The sequence below is a fragment of the Bacteroides sp. f07 genome (assembly GCF_042854785.1).
In the GTDB taxonomy this organism is placed as follows: domain Bacteria; phylum Bacteroidota; class Bacteroidia; order Bacteroidales; family Bacteroidaceae; genus Bacteroides.
The window spans coordinates 1,097,492-1,120,890 of the sequence record NZ_BAABXI010000002.1 but is presented as its reverse complement, the minus strand read 5'-3'; the positions used below and the strand labels follow the sequence as shown (position 1 = coordinate 1,120,890).

At 41.0% G+C, this 23,399-nt stretch carries 12 protein-coding genes; all 12 read right to left on the bottom strand.

Annotation, left to right across the window (positions count from 1 at the left end):
* Positions 1-18: 18 nt before the first annotated feature.
* Complete coding sequence (locus ACGHVY_RS19310) at positions 19-2,076, bottom strand: right-handed parallel beta-helix repeat-containing protein (protein WP_390600780.1); 2,058 nt, start codon at positions 2,074-2,076, stop codon at positions 19-21.
* Between the two features lie 15 nt (positions 2,077-2,091).
* On the bottom strand, positions 2,092-3,312 hold the full coding sequence (locus ACGHVY_RS19305; RefSeq protein WP_390600778.1) for a glycoside hydrolase family 105 protein: 1,221 nt from the start codon (positions 3,310-3,312) through the stop codon (positions 2,092-2,094).
* Positions 3,313-3,317: 5 nt separating this feature from the next.
* A complete protein-coding gene (locus ACGHVY_RS19300) occupies positions 3,318-5,249 on the bottom strand; it encodes a hypothetical protein (protein WP_308745630.1) in 1,932 nt (643 codons plus the stop codon).
* Between the two features lie 148 nt (positions 5,250-5,397).
* Positions 5,398-6,162: a rhamnogalacturonan acetylesterase gene (locus ACGHVY_RS19295; RefSeq protein ID WP_390600775.1), complete on the bottom strand. Its 765-nt coding sequence runs from the start codon at positions 6,160-6,162 to the stop codon at positions 5,398-5,400.
* Positions 6,163-6,207: 45 nt separating this feature from the next.
* A complete protein-coding gene (locus ACGHVY_RS19290; RefSeq protein WP_390600773.1) occupies positions 6,208-7,812 on the bottom strand; it encodes a glycoside hydrolase family 28 protein in 1,605 nt (534 codons plus the stop codon).
* A gap of 23 nt (positions 7,813-7,835) precedes the next feature.
* The gene (locus ACGHVY_RS19285; protein WP_390600770.1) at positions 7,836-10,862 is read right to left on the bottom strand and encodes a glycoside hydrolase family 2 TIM barrel-domain containing protein; all 3,027 of its coding nucleotides are present in this window, start codon (positions 10,860-10,862) and stop codon (positions 7,836-7,838) included.
* Positions 10,863-10,908: 46 nt separating this feature from the next.
* Positions 10,909-12,624 carry a hypothetical protein gene (locus ACGHVY_RS19280; protein WP_390600767.1) on the bottom strand — a complete coding sequence of 572 codons (1,716 nt, stop codon included), beginning with the start codon at positions 12,622-12,624 and terminating at the stop codon, positions 10,909-10,911.
* 12 nt (positions 12,625-12,636) lie between these two features.
* Complete coding sequence (locus ACGHVY_RS19275) at positions 12,637-14,472, bottom strand: RagB/SusD family nutrient uptake outer membrane protein (RefSeq protein WP_390600765.1); 1,836 nt, start codon at positions 14,470-14,472, stop codon at positions 12,637-12,639.
* An 11-nt stretch (positions 14,473-14,483) separates the two neighbouring features.
* Entirely contained in the window at positions 14,484-17,747 is a 3,264-nt protein-coding gene (locus ACGHVY_RS19270) for a SusC/RagA family TonB-linked outer membrane protein (RefSeq protein ID WP_390600763.1), read from the bottom strand.
* Between the two features lie 21 nt (positions 17,748-17,768).
* Positions 17,769-21,611, bottom strand: coding sequence for a two-component regulator propeller domain-containing protein (locus ACGHVY_RS19265; RefSeq protein ID WP_390600761.1), 3,843 nt, complete (start codon positions 21,609-21,611; stop codon positions 17,769-17,771).
* 362 nt (positions 21,612-21,973) lie between these two features.
* Complete coding sequence (locus tag ACGHVY_RS19260; protein WP_308745621.1) at positions 21,974-22,315, bottom strand: MerR family transcriptional regulator; 342 nt, start codon at positions 22,313-22,315, stop codon at positions 21,974-21,976.
* A gap of 20 nt (positions 22,316-22,335) precedes the next feature.
* Positions 22,336-23,304 (bottom strand): M23 family metallopeptidase, encoded by a 969-nt coding sequence (locus tag ACGHVY_RS19255; protein ID WP_303910852.1) that lies wholly within the window; start codon positions 23,302-23,304, stop codon positions 22,336-22,338.
* Positions 23,305-23,399 lie beyond the last annotated feature (95 nt).

Sequence of the window (23,399 nt, the reverse complement as noted above, 5' to 3'; positions counted from 1 at the left end):
TTTTTAACACTCATAATATTACAAAATATTCACACTGACAGGGATGGATAAGCCATTGGAAAATCGAACAAAAAAGACTCCTCGATAACTTTTTCCTTCTTCGGCTTTTGTTTTAAAAGATATAGTGAAAGAAGAGTCCGACATCACCTCACCCTGTTGAGCCGTATCAAAAATAAACCAATCCATATCTTTATTTTTAGTCAACGTATAGCTCAAACCTGCCAGTAAGTCTCCAACTTTAATATTAACTTTCCCTGTATCCTGGAATGACATTGTCAACAGGTATTTGTCAGCCTGCACATCTATCGGACGTTGTGGAATCAAAGAAGCCCCCCCATAGGACAATGCACCCAAATCTACGGTTCTCCCTCCATTTTCCGAAATATTCATTTGTATCTGCCCCTTTCCAATGGCAGGACTTTCCGGTAGAAGAGTAAAAACACCCGTCTCCGGACTGACAAATAATGGATCTCCATATACAGCATGCCGTTCACAATCCACGCTTTTTAAGCGGGCTTCCCCTTTCTTATCTTTCTTGTTCGCATCGAAAAACAAATCATAATCAAAGTGATTGTTGGAATGTGAATGAGATTCATAAATACCGCATCCCCTGGCTTTTGGATTATCCTCTTTGCGATTAAAGAATATATTATTTCTGCTATACCCTTGAAACATTCCCCTATCCACATCACTGCCATACCCTACGCTTGATATGCAATTTCCGGAAATATGAAAAGTATTATTTATAAAGTAATGTAAACCATGTGAATGCATCGTCCCACCACCATTTTTAATTCCATAACTATACTCCCTGTTACTATCCCCCAAATTAAAGATTACATTCCTTACCAAATAGGAAGGTCCCCGCTTATTCGGAGCTGTACTGATTCCAACCCGCGCCTGCTCAATACGGTTATTATAAAGCCGGACATTACACTGTCCACCATCCATTTCCAAGCCGTCATCTTGTGAAAAAGCTAAATAGTTTCCATAAACATCGGCATCCATATTCATACCACCGTCTATTTTTCCGTTATTAAACCCACCCAGCAAATCATGCAAACGATAATGGTCTGCACCAACTACATCATTATACCGGATTACCAAACCTCCCCTGCTTCTCATATATATTCCCTGCGGCCCCTGTGGATGCCAAAAACGATAAGGTATCCCTTTCGCTCTTCCGATCTCACGAACTCCATGCCAAGCATTAGAATGCCCATTAGGATCATGAATATAACACCGCTCGATTACAATATTCTTAGGACCGGGAACTTTTCCTACCGTCCCCAAATAAATGCCAGCATCATTGCGGATAACAATCCCCTCATCATCAATGAAACAGGCATTATCCCTTTTATATTTAGATGCAGGATAATTTACAGAGTCCTCCAAATGTACCTGATCAACGGCAATACGGCCCCAAGCAGAGATATCAGCACCAACAATCCTGACATCCTCGCAATTTTCACGTATTGCCACTGCATCTATCCGCCCACCTTTCACTACAAATTTCTCCAATATCAAATATTTACAGTCATCTATCTCCAATGCCTGGCGGTAAGCAGAAGAAACCTCAATAGGGACATCTCCTATAATCTTAACCCAACCGTCTGCACGCCCCTTTATACCTTTTAGCACCACTCCCGTACTTGCCTTAAATTGCTTCATCTCACTTAACTTCAACACCTTCTTTACGGGTGGGCAACTACTCCAAGTAACAAACTTATCCTTCTTTACAGTAACCCATTTGTTTCTACGCATTTTCTCCAACCGAATCTCATACTCTGTATTCTCTTTCAGATTCATAATGGACCCCCTCAACTGAAAACGTCGGATATCATAATAAGGAGAAAAAGTTTCTTTCCATTCCAATTCATCTTTAGACTTATACAAAAGCCTGAAAGTAGCGGCTGTATTCCATGCTTTATCAAACGTAACATCAAAGACCGAATCACAGTAGTAACTGCAATTCTCAAATGTTGGAACCAACTGCATTTTCTTTTGTGCCGATACACTCACCCAACAGCATATCAACACCAGAGCAATCAAGAAAGTACGATGTAAACAATTCATAACAATCATCTTTAATCACTTATTTTTCAACACAAGATCCGCATCATGCAATTCTATCCCAGCCAAAATAAAAGGAGCAACACCTTTCGGATCATTCTCTACAATCTTTTCTGTCACATAGTAATGATAGTCACCTTCCCTATAAGGATTCCCACCCAATCCACAACCACCACATATTTGAGTCAATACCCAAGTACCCGCTTCATCGGGTTTCATCAAGCGGACTATTAAATTATCAAAAGCCTCATGAGCCACATCTAAATAAGAAATATCCAAATATCCTTTACGGGCTCCTTTAGCAAAACTATATATAAACATAGAAGAACCTGACGCTTCAAGATAATTATCCTCTTTACCACCACAATCAAGTATTTGAAACCAAAGTTTACTATCCGGATCCTGCACACTTAATAAAGCAGAAGCCACCTTGCCATAAATAGAGATTAATAAATCGCGTCCGGAATGATTCTCCGGTAAATAATCGAGTACATCCGCAATTGCCATCATATACCAGCCAGTAGCCCGGCTCCAAAAATGACGGGACTGTCCATTCTCCGGGTTCGCCCAACGCTGAGTTTTACTCTCATCCCAAGCATGATAAAGCAAACCGGTCTGAACATCCACAGTTCTATCGTAAATCAACGTAATTTGCCGGACAGCCTCATCAAACCAGCAGGGTTCTTTAAACATCTTAGCATATCCTGCCATAAAAGGTGAGGCCATGAAGATGCCATCCAACCACATTTGATGAGGATATATCTTTTTATGCCAATATCCACCTTCTTTAGTACGCGGATGCGTCTCCAATTGTTTTATTTCCTGATGTAAAGCTCTTATATAACAAGAATCGCCTGTTTTTTCATAAAGTGAGAACAAAGGAACTGCCGGACGTATCTTATCTAGATTATATTCCTCCAACTTATAGTAACGAATATTCCCGATACTATCCACATAATAATCAAAGAACTCCTTCATATATTTTCCATAAACCGGATTACCAGTATATTTCTCCAGTTTTCCTATAGCTTCTGCTAAAAGAGCATAATCATACTGCCAGGAAGCTCTTTTATCAAGATGATCCATATGATGAACAATAGAATCATAACGAACCATCATAGCATCCGCCATTCCTATAGAATATTCCAATGGAGCTTTTACAGCCGGAGTAGTAGAGCACCCTGTCAAGACAGCCGAACAGATCAACGCTACAGAACAAATTATATTTTTTATTATCATCTTACTTATTCCATTATAGTTATTGGTATAGAAAAGCCATTATCCAAACGGAACAAAATCATTCCGTTCTTCTTGTATCTTACATCTCCTGTAACTTTCAAGGTCAACGTTACAACATCACCGGAGTTTATTTTACCGGCTGACGGAAATACATCCAGCCATGGCTTCATATCTTCACTCATACGGACAAAAAAACTACATGATTCTATATTACCGATCTTCACAGTTATCGTTTCAGTCTTTTTTCCCGATAATCTCACCAAATATCTATCAGCCGTCATATCAACAGGACGACGAGGAAAAAGTCTTTCCGGACTTCCGTACTCAAACGCTCCCATATCAGGTGCCTTACCTTTATATCCATCTGTAAAATTAAAAACTTTACTCCCTTTATCAATTCCCTTATCACCTTTTTTAAGAGTTAACAGCCCCCGATCCATATCGACAAATTCCGGTGCTCCATATACAGCGTGTCTTTCACTGCCTTTCACCGCAACAATCTTACCTTTTTGCCGAGGTTCATGCATATTTCCCAAAAAGTCATAATCAAAATCGCATAAAGGATTGAGATGTGGATCATAGATATTATATCCCTTACGAACCGGATTATTAACCTCTATCAATGAGTAAATAATATTATTACGCAAATAGGCATTAAACAGTTCCCGGTTAGCATCTTTCCCGTATCCGACACCTGCCATTCCACCACCAGCATGAATAATGGTATTATTAATCAAATATTGCATACCTTGAGTAAATGTATCTCCACCTCCATTTTTAATAGCGTTACCAACAAATCCCATTGAATTTCCCTGATTCCAGATTACATTATTAAAAATGTAAGAAGGACCTTTACGATTCGGAGCCGTACTTATCCCACAATAAGTCTGTTCCATGCGGTTGTCAAAAATACGAATATTGCATTGTCCGCCGTCCAGTTCAATGGCATCATCCTGTCCGAAAGCCATCACATTACCATATACATCCGCATCTTTGGCAATCCCTCCTATTTCACTCCGGTTCTCCCAGCCTTCGACAGGATCGTTATAGCGATGAGTCTGGCTGCCGATAAAATCATTGTGCCGAAGCACCAGCCCCCCTCCTGCCTGCATGACATACACTGCATTAGGCCCCTGAGGATGTGTAAACGTATATTTCCGTCCCTTGAATTCTCCCAATTCAATCACTCCATTCCACGGATTTGTATAACCGACAGGATCATGAATATAACAACGTTCTATTACAACATTCTTTGAACGATAGACGGTAATTCCCCCATCATTATTTATCATTTTGCCATCCCTGTCCAAATAATGCCCGTCTTTATTCTGTCGGACAGACTCACGTCCCCACTGCGTCACCTCACAATTTATAAAACGAACGTTTTCCACGCGTTCATTCGTTTTGATGCCATGACGGAAACCTCCACTGACCAATAAATTCTCGAATATCAGATATTGACAATCATTCAAATTAAGAGCAGCCTCCTTAGTATCTCCCCCACGCACCGGAACATCACCTATTATCTTTATCCAACCATCAGCCGTTCCTTTCAATCCCGTAATAGAAAGTGTTCCATCCGTATCCGTCTTAAACTGGCTGATTGGTATCGTTCTCTTAATCAAAGGTGTAGAAGTCCAAGTTGTAAAAGTTTTATTCAATGTATACGTTTTTCCTCCCTTCTCCGACAATTGAATTTTAATATCATAGGAAGTGTTTTCCGAAAGTCGAACCAAACTTCCCCGGCATTCCTGCAAACTGTCATCATAGTAAGGCGCAAAGGCCTCATTCCAATCCAATGTCCCACTCTTCTTATAACTCACCTTACACTCCGTATCCCGGCTACAAGATACGTAATAACTACAAGATTCAAATGTGGGTTCAACCACACAGTCCGGTCTATCTCCTCCCCGTTCAATGTGGTATAGTTCTGTCATTCCAGCTTGCAATGTTACCGATAGACATAATAAAAGAAGTAACGTACAACCTGTTTGTAAAATATACTGTTTCATCATCTATTATTTTATTTAGAAAGCATCACTTTAAAAAGATATACTTAGAAATAAAATCGCAAGTCCCAAAAAATCACTTCAAATTTTGAACCAGTTCTTTCAAATTCAATTCACGCATTCCCTCAAGTACTAACGATGCCATTTTCATGGCTCCCTCCTCAGAGAAATGCGTATCATCACTCTTTCCATCCGGAACAATCGGATTTGTACCTGCCGGAACATAATTAAACCATTTCTTAGATTTTTCATCTCCCTGTTCCGCAATAACAGTAGCACTCTTAGCCTGCAAATCTATCAGAAGGACATTTTCTGTCCGGGCAACTTCTTTTACTATATCCGGATATACTCCATGAGAATCACTGAAAACACCCTTTTTAAATTTACGACGGCTGACAGGAGTTACTAATACCGGAGTAGCTCCTTTATTCTTCGCCTCATTTACGAACTTCGTCAGATACTTTCTATAATCCTCGGGAGACGTATATCGATCCGGCTTCTTCTGACTGGCATCATTATGTCCGAACTGGATAAAAATATAAGAACCTTTATCTGCTTTAGCCATCAGTTTATCCCAACGCCCTTCTTCTATAAATGTCCGGGAACTGCGCCCACCTTTAGCGAAATTGAAAATCTCCACCTTTTCATTTAAAAAACGAGGTAATACCTGCCCCCATCCCCAATCTGTATTCTTCTCATGATTTACATCCTGTATAGTCGAATCACCGGCAAGAAGAACTCTGACTTTCTTTCCGCTCTGTTCACCACTGTACAAATAACCATGCCCTAACAGGAGAAAAACCTGTAAAAGCAACAAAAACTTAAATGATACATCTTTCATAACAATAAGTATTTTATCCTATCAAAAACTGTTTATTTATTCATATTAGAAATTACCAGTAAGCCTTACAGCCTCTTTTCCTGCTCCCCGCTCAAACACCACCGGTTTCTTATACACCGACAAATCATTGTTGTAAAGCAGGATATGACTACTATCCGTTCCCTCAACCTGTAGCATGTTATCGTTATGCCCTATCGGAAGATTACCGCTAATCTGTATATTCCTGCATTGATTCAAAATAATAAGAGGAGTCTCATCAGCCGGATTCCCGAATGTAAAACAATGCAAGCTCATATTAGCTACATTTTCACAGTAAAGGGCACTTCGAGGATCTTTATTCTGAACTTCCAAAAACATATTCTGCATCCTAAGTCCTTCCACATTACGGACAAAAAGTCCATAAGCCGGCACATCAGCAAAAATCAATGTTTCAGGATACTCTTTATTACGGTCACCGATATTCCGGCGAAAAGCATCTTCTTCGGAGCCCCCACCTTCACAAATAATGTGAATATTCTCCAAACTCACATTCTGTACCGGATGGTCTGCCAAGCCTGAAATAGAACTGGTCACAAGACCATGCATCCTTGCAGTCATATTTGAAATACTCACATTCCGCAGTATTCCGGCTGGCTGGGAAGGACCGCCGTCATAATAATTACGTCCCCGATCCGCCAAACGAATGAAAATAGGAGTCATGAACCCATTAGAAACAATATTATCTATATGTATTCCATCAACCAAAGCTCCATCAACCGTTTCTAAAGCAATGGCTCCCAAAGTTCGTTCATTCCGAGGATAAATGGTAGAATAGTCCGACCGCCACAAAGAACAGTTATTAACCGTAAAGTTTAAAAACGCCCCATTCGTTTCTGTCCCCCATTTCAAGGCATTGCAATTAGAAGCAATCACACAATTCGCCACCACTACATTTTCACATTTACCGGTAGCATTCGTTGTTTTAAAGCAGATTGCATCATCATCCGTATCAAAACAGCTATTAACTATACGGACGTTCTTACAATTATCGATATCGATACCGTCATTATTATAATTTCCATGATTAAATACAGTAATGCCATCCACCAAAAGATTGCTACAATCCAGGTAATGCTGCATCCAGGCGGGTGAGTTCCGTAAAGTAACCCCATTTATATTTACCCGGTCACAACTGATGACGCGAATAATATAAGGACGCCTGAGTATCGATTTAAGTTCATCCTTTTCATCCGCTTTAAAATTAGGATGAGTCCCTTGTCCGTCAATAATTCCCTCACCGATTATTGATATATTCTTCACTCCTTCCGCATAAATAAGACTGGAATGCGTATATCTATTAATATGGGAAATATAACGGGAAGGTGTGGGCGGATAGTCTTCCAAACGGGTACTGGCCAGCAAGACAGCCCCCCGTTCAAGGTACAATGTAACATTATCCTTCAAGACTAATGTTCCCGTCAGATAGGTTCCGGTAGAGAAACGAACCTCTCCACCCCGTTCAGCCGCTTTATCAATAGCCTTTTGAATAGCAGCGGTATCCAATGTTTTTCCATCGCCTTTCGCCCCAAAGGACAAAACATCCACAGCGCCCATTGATAAAGAAGCCACGCATGAGAAACATCCTGCTATCAATATTTTTATTATCTTCATATAGTCAAAATTACCAAGGTTTCTTAATGTCCATAACTTTTCAAAAAATGCATATTAGGCAAGACTTCCGAATAAGGAGAGAACAGTGGAGTCAATAGCATATTCCCCTCTTTACCTACCAGCATCAAACTAAATTTTCCTTTTATGTTTTTCACTTTATCAGCTTTATTGTTTACAACAGGCTGCGAAAGCTTCGTTCCATAAGAAGAAACAATAGCATTATCTGTAATATAAATAGCTTCCCCTATCTTCTCGACAGCCAAATCCGAAGAGGAACCTATATAACCAATCCCCGTATTTTCATTATCCAATAATACTGCCGCATCCACTAAACCACGATTCCCCATAAAATGCATATCATCTTTATGTAAAGCCCAAACATCCCTTTCGTTATAAGCGGTCTTACCAGGAGTGGAAGTATAAGGCCCGTTCCCCAACCAACGGAATGTCTCTATTGAAGGATGAAGAGCGAATGTAGGGCCACACTCCCATAAGATTCCTGTTGCATGGTATGGAACAAGATCATAATTGACCGTCATCACTCCATTCTTAGTTACAGAAAGTGTCACATCCCCTTCTATATATTCACCTGTCTTGTCAGTTCTGGACCATTGGCAACGTAACTTGGCAGACACTTTTCCTTTCTCTTCCACGCATACGAACTCTTTCACCTCTGGTGTCAGAAGATACGGTTCCCAGCCAAATGCCTTTTTACGCATTAGAAAGTTCACTATATTAATGCTCTGTTTACGTCCTACTCTCAGATACAGATAAGTATCCATCACTTTCCTCTTATCAACATCCAGAATAGTGACCTTTCCATTTTTATCAACTACAAACTGGTAATCCTCTCCCTGGACAGAAAGTGCTACTGATGATTTCTTTACCTTAAAACGCTTCTGTTCAGGAATACGATTCAATAAATTCGGGTAGTCAGGCCTCTGATTATCAACCCAAAGAGGTATCGACTTCTCGTACACAGGTGCTCCCGTATTATCCGTCACTGCCAGATAAAGCATGCAATCATTATTTTCAATATCAGCAGGAAATATACACTGCAAGGAAATAGTCTCCTGTTGTCTGGCCGGAGCAGACAGTTCGACAGAACCATTACACAGTTCTCTTGATAGATTCCGTATCTGCCAGTTACAACGATAACCAGCAAGAGAAATAAAATCAAACCTGTTTTCAACTGTCAACTTAATATTCTGCTTCCCTTTACGGATGCCGATCTCTTTATCCAATACTACTATCGGAGAATAAACCTTACGCAATTGCCAATAGTCTTCCTGAGGATACCCATCAGCATAGACAATTCCATCCGTCCCTTTATCATTATAGCTATCAAGATATCGAAGAGAATCAAGCCATATACCCATAGGTACTGAATCACGCATAAAATCCTCTTTCGTCCGATTCCTCAATAACGCCTGGTCGCTCCAACACCATACTGAGCCTCCGGCTATATTTTTCCTACTCAGAATTGTATCAAACTGACTTTCCAAAGCATCAAAAGCAAGTCCTAAAGCATGGCTATATTCGGTTGTAATCACCGGTTTTTGTTTTAAATCAGCAATCTTCGCCACAGTCTGAGCAGACTGATAATGAAACGCATAAATATCAAGATTATCACTCAGACGTTCCCGGTTCTCCAGAAAATAATTTCCTGCCATCGGAAGAGCACGCGGACGCGTCGGATCCTTCTGTTTAACATACTGCACAACTTTCTCCACTACATCCGTATAGGGATTCTCATTCCCGATTGTCCACATGATAATAGAAGGATGATTCTTGTCCCTGGTCAATGTAGCTTCTGCCCTTGTGCAGAGTTCTGTTGTAAATTCCTCTTTATACAAGTTAGAATCACCATAGCCGAATGGCACCTCGCAACAGACATAAAATCCCATTTCATCACACATCTTATGAAAATCAGGATGGAACGGATAATGTGCAGTACGGATAAAGTTCACATTAGCTGCCTTCATCATTTTCAACTGGTTCAACCGATCGGTGGTAGTCAATGCCCGCCCGTGAACCGGATCTATTTCATTATGACAAGTACCACGCAGAAGCACCGGGGTGTTATTTACTAACAGGATACCATCTTTCACCATAACTTCCCGTACACCTACATTCTCACTTATTTGTTGAATAACCTCATTCTTACTGTTCACAATCCGCACCTCCATCCTATAAAGATAAGGTGTTTCCGCAGTCCACAAGTGAGGATTCGGCAAATTCCAATCAAACTGCAACAACTGACTATCCCCTTTCAACTCTATTGATTGTGAAGAAGAAAATAAATGTCTCCCAGTCTTATCATAAAACAACACTTGTGCACGATACTGCTCACTATTGTCCAATGTCTTAAAAGTAGCCACATCAATCTTGAAAGTAAGAGAAGCCTGTTCATTATCCTCCAGTTTGCTCACAAACGTGACATCTTTCAGATGCAGATTCGGAACTGAAAATAATTCGACATCCCTAAAGATTCCGGCAAGCGCCCAACAGTCGTTTAGGTCAAACCGCCAGCCCTTAGATCGGGTACTCACTTTTACAGCAAGTACATTCGGACGATCAAAATGCAAAAATGATGTTATATCAAACTGACACGGATTGAAAGAGCTTCCCCATCTTCCGGCGTAATGCCCATTTACAAACACTTCATAACCGAATTGTACACCATCAAAACGAAGAATTACATGTCTGTTTTTCCACACCGGATTTGCTTTGAATGTAGTCCGGTACAGCCCCCACGACTCAACAATATCCGCACCATATTGCGGAGTTTTAAAACCCTCAGTCTCCCAATTGGACGGAACAGTTATATAGTCCCACGACGAATCATCGAAGTTCGTTTCCACAAAGCCCGACAAAGATGACGGGATATTTTTATTCGCAACATATTTGAACTTCCATTTTCCGTTCAAAGTCTGAATCTCCATCTTATCCCGCACCTGATAGACTGATTGCTTAGGCACGTCCAAATTCTGAGCCATACTTAATACCGGAAATATCAACAAAAGAAGTTGGACAATATACTGTTTCATTGAATTTTGCTTATACATATATTTAATTAGGTTATTTCAAAAATGATTAATACCATCTCGGATCACCGATATTACCGATCCCCGCATCCGGTGAGATTCTATAATTATATCCATCCCTGTCGGGGAAAATACTATCAGCAGTTCCTCCAAGATCCAACAAGGCTTTAACTGTGGAATCCCCCGAAAACTTACCTTTAGAAACAGTAAGCATATATGAATTATCAACGACCAAAGTTACTCCCTGAACAAATTTATTCGCTATTTTCCGTGCATACATTTCTCCGAATAAACATCCGTCTATTTCCGGCTTAATAGATGCCGTTACGCCAGACACCTTAAAATCCAGGAAAGGCTTTGTCATATCATTATTAGTACCCAACCAACTTCCTTCCATCATCGGCTGATTATTCCCGATTTCATCAAATGTACAATTCTCTATTGTTACTGTCGGATTATTATAACCATCAATTGTATCAAAGACACGCGCCTCAATAAGTCCTCTCATCAAATGATGGAATGTACTGTTACGAATCATGTACTTCTGACAGAAGGCATTGCAGTCCTTTTTACTGGTAATGCTTATAAAGGACGCATACCCTGTCTTATTACGTCCCAAATCATAAGCTTGTATATTATCAACCTCAAGTGCCTGAATTCTAACCTTCCTGGAAGAAGAAGTAACACCGGAAATCAATTCAATAAATGAATTTGCAAAGTTCCTCACCACACAGTCTTTCACCCTTAGGTTAGTTACAAGAAGTTCTGATATATTCTTCAAATCAACACCTATCAGTTGGGCAGCAGGCTCATCTGTTATGTTCTCATTCTGTCCGTCCCATGCCATTCCTGAAAATTCAATACGCTGTAAAGTAACCTCCTCAATGGAAGTAGAAGGAGCATCACCTGACAACAAGATACCTTTTGTATAAAGTACGGGGCGTGTTACCCCCGGTTCACCCGTTAAGACAATATTCTTTCTGATATAAATATGCTCCTGACTATAATCATACACCGCTTCACCGGTAAACATGATTGTTGTACCAGCCGGCGCATCATCTATAAGTGTCTGCAACGAAGCGGCATTTGAAGCGTCTATTGTGATTGTCCCCTCCGGTTTGACAGGCATGGTAAAACACATCACTCCGAAAGATTCTTCTCCGCCATACAAAGTCACCTTATAACTCTGCCCTTCACTCAATCCGGTAATCAACACACTTTGAGAAACAAGGTCATCCTCGGTTAACATCTGTTCCCTTTCTGGGGAAATGCCGGAAGTATGCTCAATCTTTATTTTATCAGCCTCTACAAATTCCCGCCATTCCAATTTAGCAGTCCTAAAAGACAGATTTTCTTCTTCTACGGGCAAGAAAATGGAATAAGCAATGCCAGTAGTCACTTCTGCATAGATATATTTGGAATTCAAAGATTCATCTTCCATGATACCGCATAATCTAAGATAATAAAGATGATTCTCCGCTAAATTAGTCAGTGTTGCCGTCCGGGTCTTTCCGTCAGTATCAATCACCCTGTCAATTGTCGTGAAGTTCTCATCGGAAGCTATTTCCAGTCTGTATCCTTGAGCGCCTTCCGTCCCTACCCAAGTAGCAATAAGACCATCATAATAAGCCTCAGCCTTCAAGCTTTTCGGTTTAAAAAGACGAGGAGTAGCCAGCTCATCTTCATCACAGCCTGCCATAATAAACGGAAATACAATCAAACAGGTTGCTACCAATACCAAATATATAAAATAGTTCTTCTTCATCTTACTTCATCATTAATGTCCGTAATAATTCTTCAAAACTCCCCGGCTGTCCGTTATCACATCCTTATGCAACGGAAGAATATACACCATTGGAGTAGCATTAATATATTCATCCTTATAGCTCTTCACAAAAGTTGTGTTCGGCACTCCGTTATTATCAGCGGTAGCACTTGCCCATGCTTTCTTGGTATACCCGGAAGGAGCACTCGCTAGAGAATTGTCGAAATTCAGTATCTCTAGAGTACCATCGTTATTAGTCTTTACATAAACCGATTGGGGATAATCACCATTACCTTTCATTTCTACTAATTTTGCTTTCATATCCTGTATCTTCTTCTGAAGAAGATTCCATCGGATCAAATCATATTTCCGGATACTCTCACCGCCAAATTCCCAAGCACGTTCATCAACCAAGGCATCAAAGAAAGCATCATGGTCATCCAAAGCATCCACATAAGCATCTACTTTCCGTGCATGGTCTTCTGCCTTAAATGCCCGGCGACGTACCTCTTTCAGTGCATCACGCGCATCGTCCGTCGGTCCGTCATGTAATTCATTTTCCGTTTCAGCCAACATCAAAAGTACATCGGCATACCGTATTACAGGCCAATTGATTCCCGAACTATACTGCACATTCGGTCCTTGAGGAGTTTTCATCCACATCTTAGACCATTTGCCAATATAAATCGACCTCCACTCGGTAAAGACCTGTTCTATATATCCCTTTTCATCATTCCATGCCCATTTGTATGGAGCACAAGTCACATCCCGCCGTGTATCCTTATAGTCAAACGAAGCGTGATAAGGTAAAGTAGCATAATACCAACCATCCGATTTTCCATAAGCGATATGAGAGCTGCCTTCTATCTTATGACCGATAATCACCCCTACACTACCGCTATAAGTTGTCGCATAAGGAATTTCAAATAACATATCTTCGTTTGATGGATATACTTCCTCACATTGGTTCTTAAATACTTGCAGAAAGTCAGTATTAGCCAAAGTATGTTTTCCGGAATCACGGAGTTTACGGCAATATGTATTCGCTATCTCGTAATAATCCAGATAATTATCCTCTTTCATCCGCCTGATTTCTCCCGGAGAAGCCGGATTAGTATAGTCCGGCATCAATGTATACCCTCCCAGCGTCAATGCCATACGGGCAATCAGCCCTTGCACAGCACCACGGTTCATCCGCTCCACACTTTGAGATATTTCAGAAGCATACAGCATGGCAGGTTCTACCATAATCAAATCATTAATCAACGTTTCAAGTATTTCGGTACGTGGTGTCACTTTCTGATAAAAATTATCATCCGGCATAGTTGGTGTCAGTTTGAAAGGGACATCCCCCCAAGCACGTACCAAATCAAGATAAAGCATGGCACGGAGCCCTTTTGCTTCTCCATAAAGTTGTCGCAAAGTTGACGGGACATCAGCCGGATTCTGTTCTAAAAGCGGTCCATTCTCTATTCCGGCAATACATTCATTCGCCGTATTGATAGCCTTATAAATATAGTCCCAGCTTACTAATTCTTCATTATTATCCGTGGTAGAATAGTCCCAAATTCCGCGTCGCGTATTATCGGTCGTCGCGTTACAAGTACCAAACTCTATATCTGTATTAAAAGCAAATACCAAAGGAATAGTACGTCCATATAACTTCTCTTCAGAGATTTGAGCATAAATATTCAGAATAGCCCGATAAATATCCCCTTCATTCTGATATATATCCTGTTCTGTCAATTGTGAACCGGATCTCGTATCCAAAAAATCACTGCATGAGAAAGCAGTAATTCCCAATATTCCTACAAACAGTAAAATGCTATATTTTCTAATCGTTTTCATGCCTTCAGGATTTAAAATGTAATATTAGCTCCAAGGGTAAATGTTCTGGCCTTGGGATAAGAAGAGAAATCAACTCCGGGAGTCAGCGGAGTATCCAAACGAGTACTTACTTCCGGATCAAAGCCGGAATACTTAGTCCACACAAAGACATTGTTTACCGTACAATAAATGCGGCATCTGCTGATTAACGCAGCTTTCGTCCATTGAGCCGGCAAAGTATAACCAACAGTAACATTATTCAGGCGAAGGAAAGAGCCATCTTCGATAGCCCATGAATGCAGAACCGGTATTTTCATGGCCGGACTCCAGATTTTCGCATGAGCATTAAGCGCACGAAGCTGTTCCATATCAGTTATTTTATTGCCCGCATCATCCATATATCTGAAACGATTCGCACTGCTCATATCAGACAGCATATTATAATAGTCTTTCTTCCATTGAGTAGTGAATTGTATTTTATTTGCGTTATAGACATCATTACCATACACCCAGTTAAAGAACAGCGAAACATCCAGATTCTTATACACAGCCGAGAGGTTTAATCCACCGGTATGTTTGGGATTCGTATTACCAATCACCTGACGGTCATTCGGAGTAATCATATAGGTATCCGGATTATTCGGGTCTACCGGAGTAGTCTTTTTCAATTTAAGAGACCCCGGAGAGGGAACACCTGCTCCCTGATTAATCGTATTATATGCCTGAGTGATACTTTGTGAATTGGCAATACCTTCTTTCAAATACCACTTGCCATCGTCTCCTTGCCTATAATCATCTATCTGATAAAAACCATCGGTTACATAACCGTAAATCAGCCCCGTAGGTTGTCCCACACGCAATATAAAATCATCACTTTCACGGAGTCCTTCCGCCCAGTTGCTACGATAGAAGGTTTCATTGACGCCCGCCAATTTATCCACCTTATTTCTATTTAGAGAGAAATTCAATGTTGCAGTTAAAGAAAAGTCCCTCCTACGGATTAGCTGCCCCGTGATAGAAAACTCAAATCCCCGGTTAGAAGTCTGGCCAATATTCTTCAGTTGGTCATTATATCCCGAAGAAGCAGGCACCACAGATTTGAGCAGCAAGTCTTTCGTCGTATTCCAATAGACGTCAATAGTACCGGACAACCGGTTGTCGAAGAACGAATAATCAATACCAAAGTTTCTTGTAATGGTAGTCTCCCATTTCAAGCTGGGATTAATCAATGTTGAAGACGTATTTTCGTAATACAGATTCGGGACATTACCAATCCCCGCAACCGGAGAAGTGATAGCCCCCACATATGTGCGTCGCCACATATCATTATCAATACGGTTGTTTCCTGCCTCACCATAACTGAGACGTATCTTGATATCATCAATCCGGCTCACATTTTTCAAGAACGGTTCACTTGAAATGCGCCAGGCAAAAGCTGCCGAAGGAAATATTCCCCACTGATTACCCGGTGCAAACTTCGTAGAGCCGTCAGCCCTCACGGTCGCAGTAAACAGATACTTATCCCGCAACGTATAGTTTGCCCGTCCGAAGAAAGATGCCAGACGGGTATCCGCCCCATTATTGGTTATTGTATACTCTGTAGAACCAGACTGCATTCTGTCAAATGCCATTTGTGGTGTAAAGTCTTCGGGAAACATTCGGGAAGAGCTTATAATCGAACGATTCTGTTCGGACATGGCCTCGAATCCGGCTACCGCACTTAATGTATGTATATTTTTCAGATTACGTAACTTAAAACTCAAGGTATGTGCCGTACGCCAACGGGGTCTTTCCTGGCTTTGAATTTCCGCAACCGGCTTCCCGGCATTCTTTCGCCCGTTATACGTAATCGGCCCATAGTAACGTTCGGTTTTCCGGTCACTTGTTTGGATTCCAAACTCGCTTTTCCAGGTAAACATTTTATTGATATTCCAGGAAACAGCCGTATTCACATTCAGTTCCTCCCTTTTCTGCTTCTTATAATCCTGATTAATAAGGAGAATCGGATCGTAAAGTTCACTCAGTGCTTCAATATCATCATCTGCCGCTTCTTCAATATTGATATCGCCCCGAGTGTCACGTCCTGTGACCGGACGGAAACTAACCGCATTTTTTATTTGTGTGGAAGAAGTTGCGGATGTACCGGCTCCCATCGTAATAGCATTGCTATAATAAGCAGAGAGGTCAAACTTCAGTGCACGGCTAATCTGATGATTCAGTTTAAAGTTAGCATTAAACCGTTCAAAAGAAGAATTCAGCAAAATAGCATCTTCATTCAGATAAGTAAAACTGGCAGCAAATTTTGTCTTATCCGAACCGCCGCTAATACTTATATTATGAGACTGCCCCCAAGCATCCCGTCCATACATTTCATCCTGCGTATCTCTTGCCGCAATATTCTTATAAATATCAAAGTCATCCACATCACCATAAATATTCAGGAAGTTACTAATATCATCCCCGTATTTAAGACTTAACAGTTCATGTTGCAGTTTGACAAATTCATACGAACCCAACACGTCATATTTCTTCGCCACCTTCTTATACTGAGCATAGCCATTATAGCTGATAGCCGTTTTACCAGCCTGGGCGGATTTTGTCGTAATGATAACCACTCCGTTCGCCCCCCTGGCTCCATAAATAGCGGTAGAAGCAGCATCTTTCAAAATATCTATCGTTTCTATATCATTGGGAGAGATATCAGAAATCCTGTCCATCGGAAATCCGTCAACAATATACAGCGGGCTGTTATCCTGTGTAATAGAACCTCCACCACGGACTCTAATCTGAACTTCCGCATCGGGTGCACCATCAGTCGTTGTGATATTAACTCCGGCCATACGTCCGGTAAGGGCGGAAACCGTATTCGACATTGGAATATTCGCAATAGATTTTCCGGATAAGGTAGCGACCGAACCGGTCAAATCCTTTCTTGCCACGGTTCCATATCCGATTACCACCACCTCATCCATATCAATAGCGGCTTCTTTCATCACAACTTTATAAACAAGATTCTTACGATTAAAAGGAATCTCCACAGTCTCCATTCCGAGAAAAGAAAATACTAATGTCTCTCCTCCCTTAGGTACTTTCAGACTGAAAGTACCATTTGCCGTAGTCAGTGTTCCACTAGCCGTACCTTTCACAGTAACAGTGGCACCTACAACCGGCTCACCATACGAATCAATAACACTTCCGGTAATATCCCGCTGAGCAAAAGCCACCATCGGCAGACATAATACAGCGACCAGAATCAGATAGTGTCTGAACATCTTTTTTTCTTGCCTTGTTTTCATTACATATTAATTTATTATAGGTTAATTTTCATCTTTCACATACACGCTGCTGTATTTTTTGGGAGTTACTCCAAACTGCTTCTTGAATGCTACGCTAAAATATTTCACGTCAGGGAAGCCTGTAAGATAAGCCACCTCACTAACGTAATAACGCTGTTCCCTCAATAATGCAGCCGCCTTTTTCAACCGGATAATCTTAATAAAATCATTCGGTGAAAGTCCGGTCAACGCTTTCAATTTATTGTAAACAGATGTACGGCTCATGCCTAATTCAGAACAGAACACATTAATCGAAAACATAGCATCCGACAAATACCGTTCAATAATCTGTTCCGACTTCTGCATAAATTCATTATCCATATTATTGGCATATTTCACCATCTCCTCTTCGCCCGTACTAGCAGCAAAGGCTTCCTGCAAGTGGAATCTATTCTTCAATATGCTTTCAATCTTCACTTTCAATATGCCAATATCAAACGGTTTCAGGATATAGTCCTCAGCACCGGCTTCATATCCCGCTATAATATTTGACTTCTCATCCAACGCTGTGATAAGAATAACAGGAATGTGGCAATAAGACATATCAGATTTCATCCGCTTGCATAATTCGTCTCCACGCATCAATGGCATCATTATATCCGAAAGGACAATTTGAGGAGAATGTTCCCCCAACAATTCCATAGCTTCTACACCGTTGTGCGCAACAAGAATATGGTATTGAGAAGAAAGACTAGCCGACAAATATTCACACATTTCGACATTATCTTCCACTAATAGCAATACCGGTAATACATCCGTTGCTATTTCCTCATTATCCGAATCAATACCATCCGAATCATTTACTTTCTCATCTACCATATCTTCCGGAAGAAAATGCCCGTTGCCATTTTTAAACCTTAGAGTAAAGGCACTTCCCTTCCCCTCTTCACTTTTAAGGCTGATTTTACCTTGCATCAAAGAAACCAGACTACGAGTTATGAGCAATCCCAAACCACTTCCTGTTTCTGAAGTATTAACCGCATTATCAGCCCGGTAATAACGTTTGAAAAGGTGTTTCTGTGCCTTTACCGGTATTCCTATCCCATTATCGGCAACTGTGAAGCCCCATGAAGTTTCATCTGCATGAGAAATGACCTGTATAGTACTCCCATTCGGACTATATTTTATCGCATTAGACATCAGATTATCAAATATCGTATCCATCTTTGCCGTATCAAACCATGCCTCCACCCTTCTTCCTGTCTCTTCGAAAGACAACACTATATTTTTCTGGTCTGCCAACGGCTTGAAATTCTCCGTCTTACGTCTTAACCACCTATCCAGTTCACATTGGGTAATTGTCAGTTTCAAGGCATTTGACTCGGCACGTTGCAAGTCAATCAATTGGTTTATCAGTGAATTCAGTTTCTCTACATTTCTCAACGCCAAATCAAGGAAATGCCGCCCTTGAGGAGTCAGGTCTTGTTCCTGCTCCAACTCATTCAACGGTGCCTTGATTAAAGTTATCGGTGTACGGATATTATGTGCCGTATCAATAAAGAAACGGGTACGTTCGCGAGAAGATCTTTCTGCCATCCTATTAGTGAAATAACGATAGAGCATATAAACAACCCATAAAGACAGTAATGCATAAAAGACATAAGCATAAATACTACTCCAAAATGGTGGCTGCACAATTATGCCGATAGAACGCATTTCACTGACAGACGAATCATTTTCATTGAATACACGAACCTGTAAATTATAACTCCCAGGCTCCAGATTACTATATGATGCAACAGACAGACTGGAAGGAAGACTCCATTCCCTGTCAAACCCTTCCAGTTTCCAGCTAAACATCCATTTATCAGGATTACTAAAATTGATATTTACAAATGAGACAGAGAAGGTGTTCTGGTCATGCTTCAATACAACTTGTTCTGTCTCATCAATAGTGTTCTGTAAAGGCGTCCCTTTTATCCCCGGATAAACAATCTGATTAAACAGCGAGAACTGGTCAAAATAAAGTTTCGGCTGTGTCACTTTTGTAATCGCCGTCTCCGGAGAAAATTCAACAGCGCCAACAGGAGAACCGAAAACCAAATTACCATTTGCCCGCCTGGTATACGCACCAGTATTAAAGTCCTCACTTAAAAAGCCATCTGCTATGCCAAACTTATAAGTCTGCCCCGTTTGAGGATTCATCCGGATAAGTCCCATATGCGTACTAATCCACAGTTGTGAAAAGCGGTCTGCCAAAATTCCGCAGATAGTATAATTCTCAAAGCCTTTTATATTGACAATACGGTTAGCCAGTATATCATAACAACTAAGTCCTCCCTCTGTCCCCAGCCACAACTTTCCGTTATGGTCAAGATACATTGTATTGATATAAGGGTTATCCAAACTCCCTTCTACTTGCGATCCGGCGGATATCTTCTCTACCTTATTATTGCTTCTGTTTATCAGATAAAGTCCGGAACGAGTACCGGCAAACAAGGTCTGTGCATCCTTTTCTATAAACGTATTGACAAATTGCAGATTAACCTGAACATAAGAATCCGCCCGGGGATTGTAACGCAAAAGATTTCCCTTGAACTGTGAAATCCAAATATCGTTATCCCTGTCGGCATAGATAGCAGTAATATCATTCGTCACCATCTTTTTCCCAGTAGATTCTACTGTAAAATGCCGCATACTTCCGGTACGCTTATTCAAAGAATATACACCGGCCGAAAAACCTGCCCCCCAGACATTCCCATTACGGTCTTCACACAAAGACATTATACTGTTGTCCTGCGTGAAAAAGTGTTTCCATTTACAGGCAGAAGTAATAAACACACTTACTCCTTTATTATTAGCATACCACATATCTCCATCTTTGTCTTCAAGCAAAGCATTGACATAACTATGCGCCAATGAGTTCGGATTCATTTTTTCATGCAGTGTCATAGTCACATCAAACGTATGCGGATTATATACACAAATGCCTCTGTTATAGGTTCCAATCCATATCTTCCCATCTTTATCACAATAAATGTCATAGACGTTCTTGCTAATCAAGTCATTCGACTGATCTTCGCTTTCAGTCATTGTCGCTACAACCTGACGTGTATTCTTATCTATAAACATAATTCCTCCACCGTCAGTCCCGACAATAATATTATCATGGTCGTCTGCCGTCATAGAACGGACAGCATAATGATTGCCCCCAAGAGAAACCGGTATGAATTTCCGGTCTTCAAACTTATATACATAAAGTTCACCGGTAAAATTCCCCAGCCATATTTCTTTATTTGAAACATCGTAGTAAGAGGTGCGCACCTGTGAAACGGCGACTCCCCGGTCGGGTACACTCTGCAAATTCACCTCAAAAGGTTTATCCACCACTTTCAAAAGATAAAATCCTTCTCCGGTAAACAACGCATACCTACCGGTTTCCAACTCATTTATTTCATAAACGGTTTTCCCATTCAAGTCTGTGACCGCAGATAACTTCTTCTCTTGTGGAAAATAACAGTAAAGCCCTTGAGAGGAGCAAATCCAAATAGAGTTGCGAGTATCCACATAGATCTTAAAAATGAACGGTTCATCCGTTTGCAAAAGCGAATCAAGGCTCAACTGTAAACTATAACTGTCTTTATCCTTATCATAATGATACAGATTACCATGACTGCTAAATCCCCATATATCACCGTCAGATGAAGTCGCTAAACCAAAAATACGTGAGCCTTTGGTCTGAGGCAAGGTATAATGACGGATATTCTTACCATCATACCGATCAAATCCTGCCCGCGTTGCAAACCACATAAAATGAGACTTGTCTTTCACAATCTGAAAGACTCTCCGATTACTTAGCCCGTTATCACAATTAATCGTTTGCATATACTGAGCATGCAACGGAGTAAAAATTGATAGAAATAATATGTATATAAATGAGTATTTCATAGCCTTTTTTCTTTGAATGAAAACAAATAAACCACATCACAAATATAGGAGTAGAAACGAATTTACCATAGTTTTAGAAGAGCTTTTTCGGGCATTTGACAGGTAACAAACCATTTATGATAAAGAACACACTTTTTATCTGATGCCGATACCTATATTATCGCATAACCAACTGTTAAATAGACTGTATAAGAGTATTATGAAAGTATAAAGAAAAAAGCTGCTGCAACACAATCAAGTGTTACAACAGCCCTATATTTTTTACTCAACAAAGTAGATTTTGGAAAAAAGGCTATCGTCTACCTTTGGTCTAATTCCGCCTTGATAGCCAACAGTTCGTCTTTTATCGCCTTCAGCCGGTTCACAATCTCATAATTACGAATCGCAGCTTCTTTATTATCTTTCAGACGTTGCCGGGCTCCCGGAAGAGTCATCCCTTTCTCTTTCACCAGATGATAGATAAGCCCGATCGTCTCCACATCCTCTTTGCGGTACTGGCGTATTCCTCTTCCTATTGTCCTGGGCGAGATCTGAGGAAACTCCTTTTCCCAAAAACGGAGCAGGGATTGATTGACTCCGAACATATCGGCCACCTCTCCTATTGAATAATATAGTTTCAGTTCTTTATCCGTATGAAGCATAACATTCCTTTTTTAGAAGATTAATCGAACACCTTACCGTGGTTGGCAGCCAACTGAATCATCTTCTCGTAATCATCCGCACTCAAATCCATGAAATAGTAATTCACCGGATTCACGACCTGCCCTTTCACGTGCACTTCGTAATGGAGATGCGGGCCAGTGCTCTTTCCCGTACTGCCCACTTTCCCGATAATCTCACCACGCACCACTTTCTTTCCTACTTTCGTATTGAATCCCTGCAAGTGTGCATAACGGGTCATATAACCGAAGCCGTGATCGATTTCAATCGTATTTCCATACCCGGTTTCCCATCCTACCTTTACCACAGTTCCGTTTCCGGTAGCATACACGTCCGTTCCCGGATGTGCGGAGAAGTCCATCCCCGCATGAAATTTCGTCGTACCATAAATAGGGTCGATGCGCGTGCCGTAACCGGAAGCCGTCTGCCGAAGATCCTTGTTTGAAATAGGCTGGATGGCCGGAATACATTTCAACATCTCATCGTGATTCTTGCACATATCTATCACGTCGTCAAAAGACTTTGACTGAATATACAACCGCTTAGAGAGCACGTCCAGTTTCTGAGTCGTATTCACAACCAACTTGGAGTTCGCCAAATCCATCAATTCCTCATAACGGTTCGTGCCACCATACCCCGCCTGACGGATAGCAGGAGAAACCGGATCTGCCTGAAGAATAACCCGATAGAGGTTATCGTCACGTTGCTGAATATCCTGAAGCACTCCCATTGCATCGTCCAAGCGACGGGAAAGCACGTTATACTGTGCCAGAAGGCGGCTGTTTTCGATTCTTAATTCTTTCTCCGACGGAGAGCCGAAGATAAGGAGCAACACGATGAAACACCCTGCGCCCAACCCCATTCCATAGAAAAGCCGGCGTAAAATGCTAAGTGCACGCTGCCGGACGGTAGGGTAAATTCGGTCATAAGTCTGGGTCTGTGGATTATAGATGTAGTATACTTTGCGCATCTTTTTGGAAATATTTCGCTTGTTAATACGGCAAAAGTAATAAAAACACGCTATCTTTGCACAGTTTTTTGAGAATATTAACCTCAACGATAGAT

Bases quoted from the DNA above. Each gene is read 5' to 3' on its own strand.
- ACGHVY_RS19260 (WP_308745621.1), bottom strand. From the start codon at position 22,315: ATGCTTCATACGGATAAAGAACTGAAACTATATTATTCAATAGGAGAG.
- ACGHVY_RS19295 (WP_390600775.1), bottom strand. From the start codon at position 6,162: ATGAAAGATGTATCATTTAAGTTTTTGTTGCTTTTACAGGTTTTTCTC.
- ACGHVY_RS19285 (WP_390600770.1), bottom strand. From the start codon at position 10,862: ATGAAACAGTATATTGTCCAACTTCTTTTGTTGATATTTCCGGTATTA.
- ACGHVY_RS19290 (WP_390600773.1), bottom strand. From the start codon at position 7,812: ATGAAGATAATAAAAATATTGATAGCAGGATGTTTCTCATGCGTGGCT.
- ACGHVY_RS19275 (WP_390600765.1), bottom strand. From the start codon at position 14,472: ATGAAAACGATTAGAAAATATAGCATTTTACTGTTTGTAGGAATATTG.
- ACGHVY_RS19305 (WP_390600778.1), bottom strand. From the start codon at position 3,312: ATGATAATAAAAAATATAATTTGTTCTGTAGCGTTGATCTGTTCGGCT.
- ACGHVY_RS19280 (WP_390600767.1), bottom strand. From the start codon at position 12,624: ATGAAGAAGAACTATTTTATATATTTGGTATTGGTAGCAACCTGTTTG.
- ACGHVY_RS19270 (WP_390600763.1), bottom strand. From the start codon at position 17,747: ATGAAAACAAGGCAAGAAAAAAAGATGTTCAGACACTATCTGATTCTG.
- ACGHVY_RS19300 (WP_308745630.1), bottom strand. From the start codon at position 5,249: ATGACAGAACTATACCACATTGAACGGGGAGGAGATAGACCGGACTGT.
- ACGHVY_RS19255 (WP_303910852.1), bottom strand. From the start codon at position 23,304: ATGCGCAAAGTATACTACATCTATAATCCACAGACCCAGACTTATGAC.
- ACGHVY_RS19310 (WP_390600780.1), bottom strand. From the start codon at position 2,076: ATGAATTGTTTACATCGTACTTTCTTGATTGCTCTGGTGTTGATATGC.
- ACGHVY_RS19265 (WP_390600761.1), bottom strand. From the start codon at position 21,611: ATGCAAACGATTAATTGTGATAACGGGCTAAGTAATCGGAGAGTCTTT.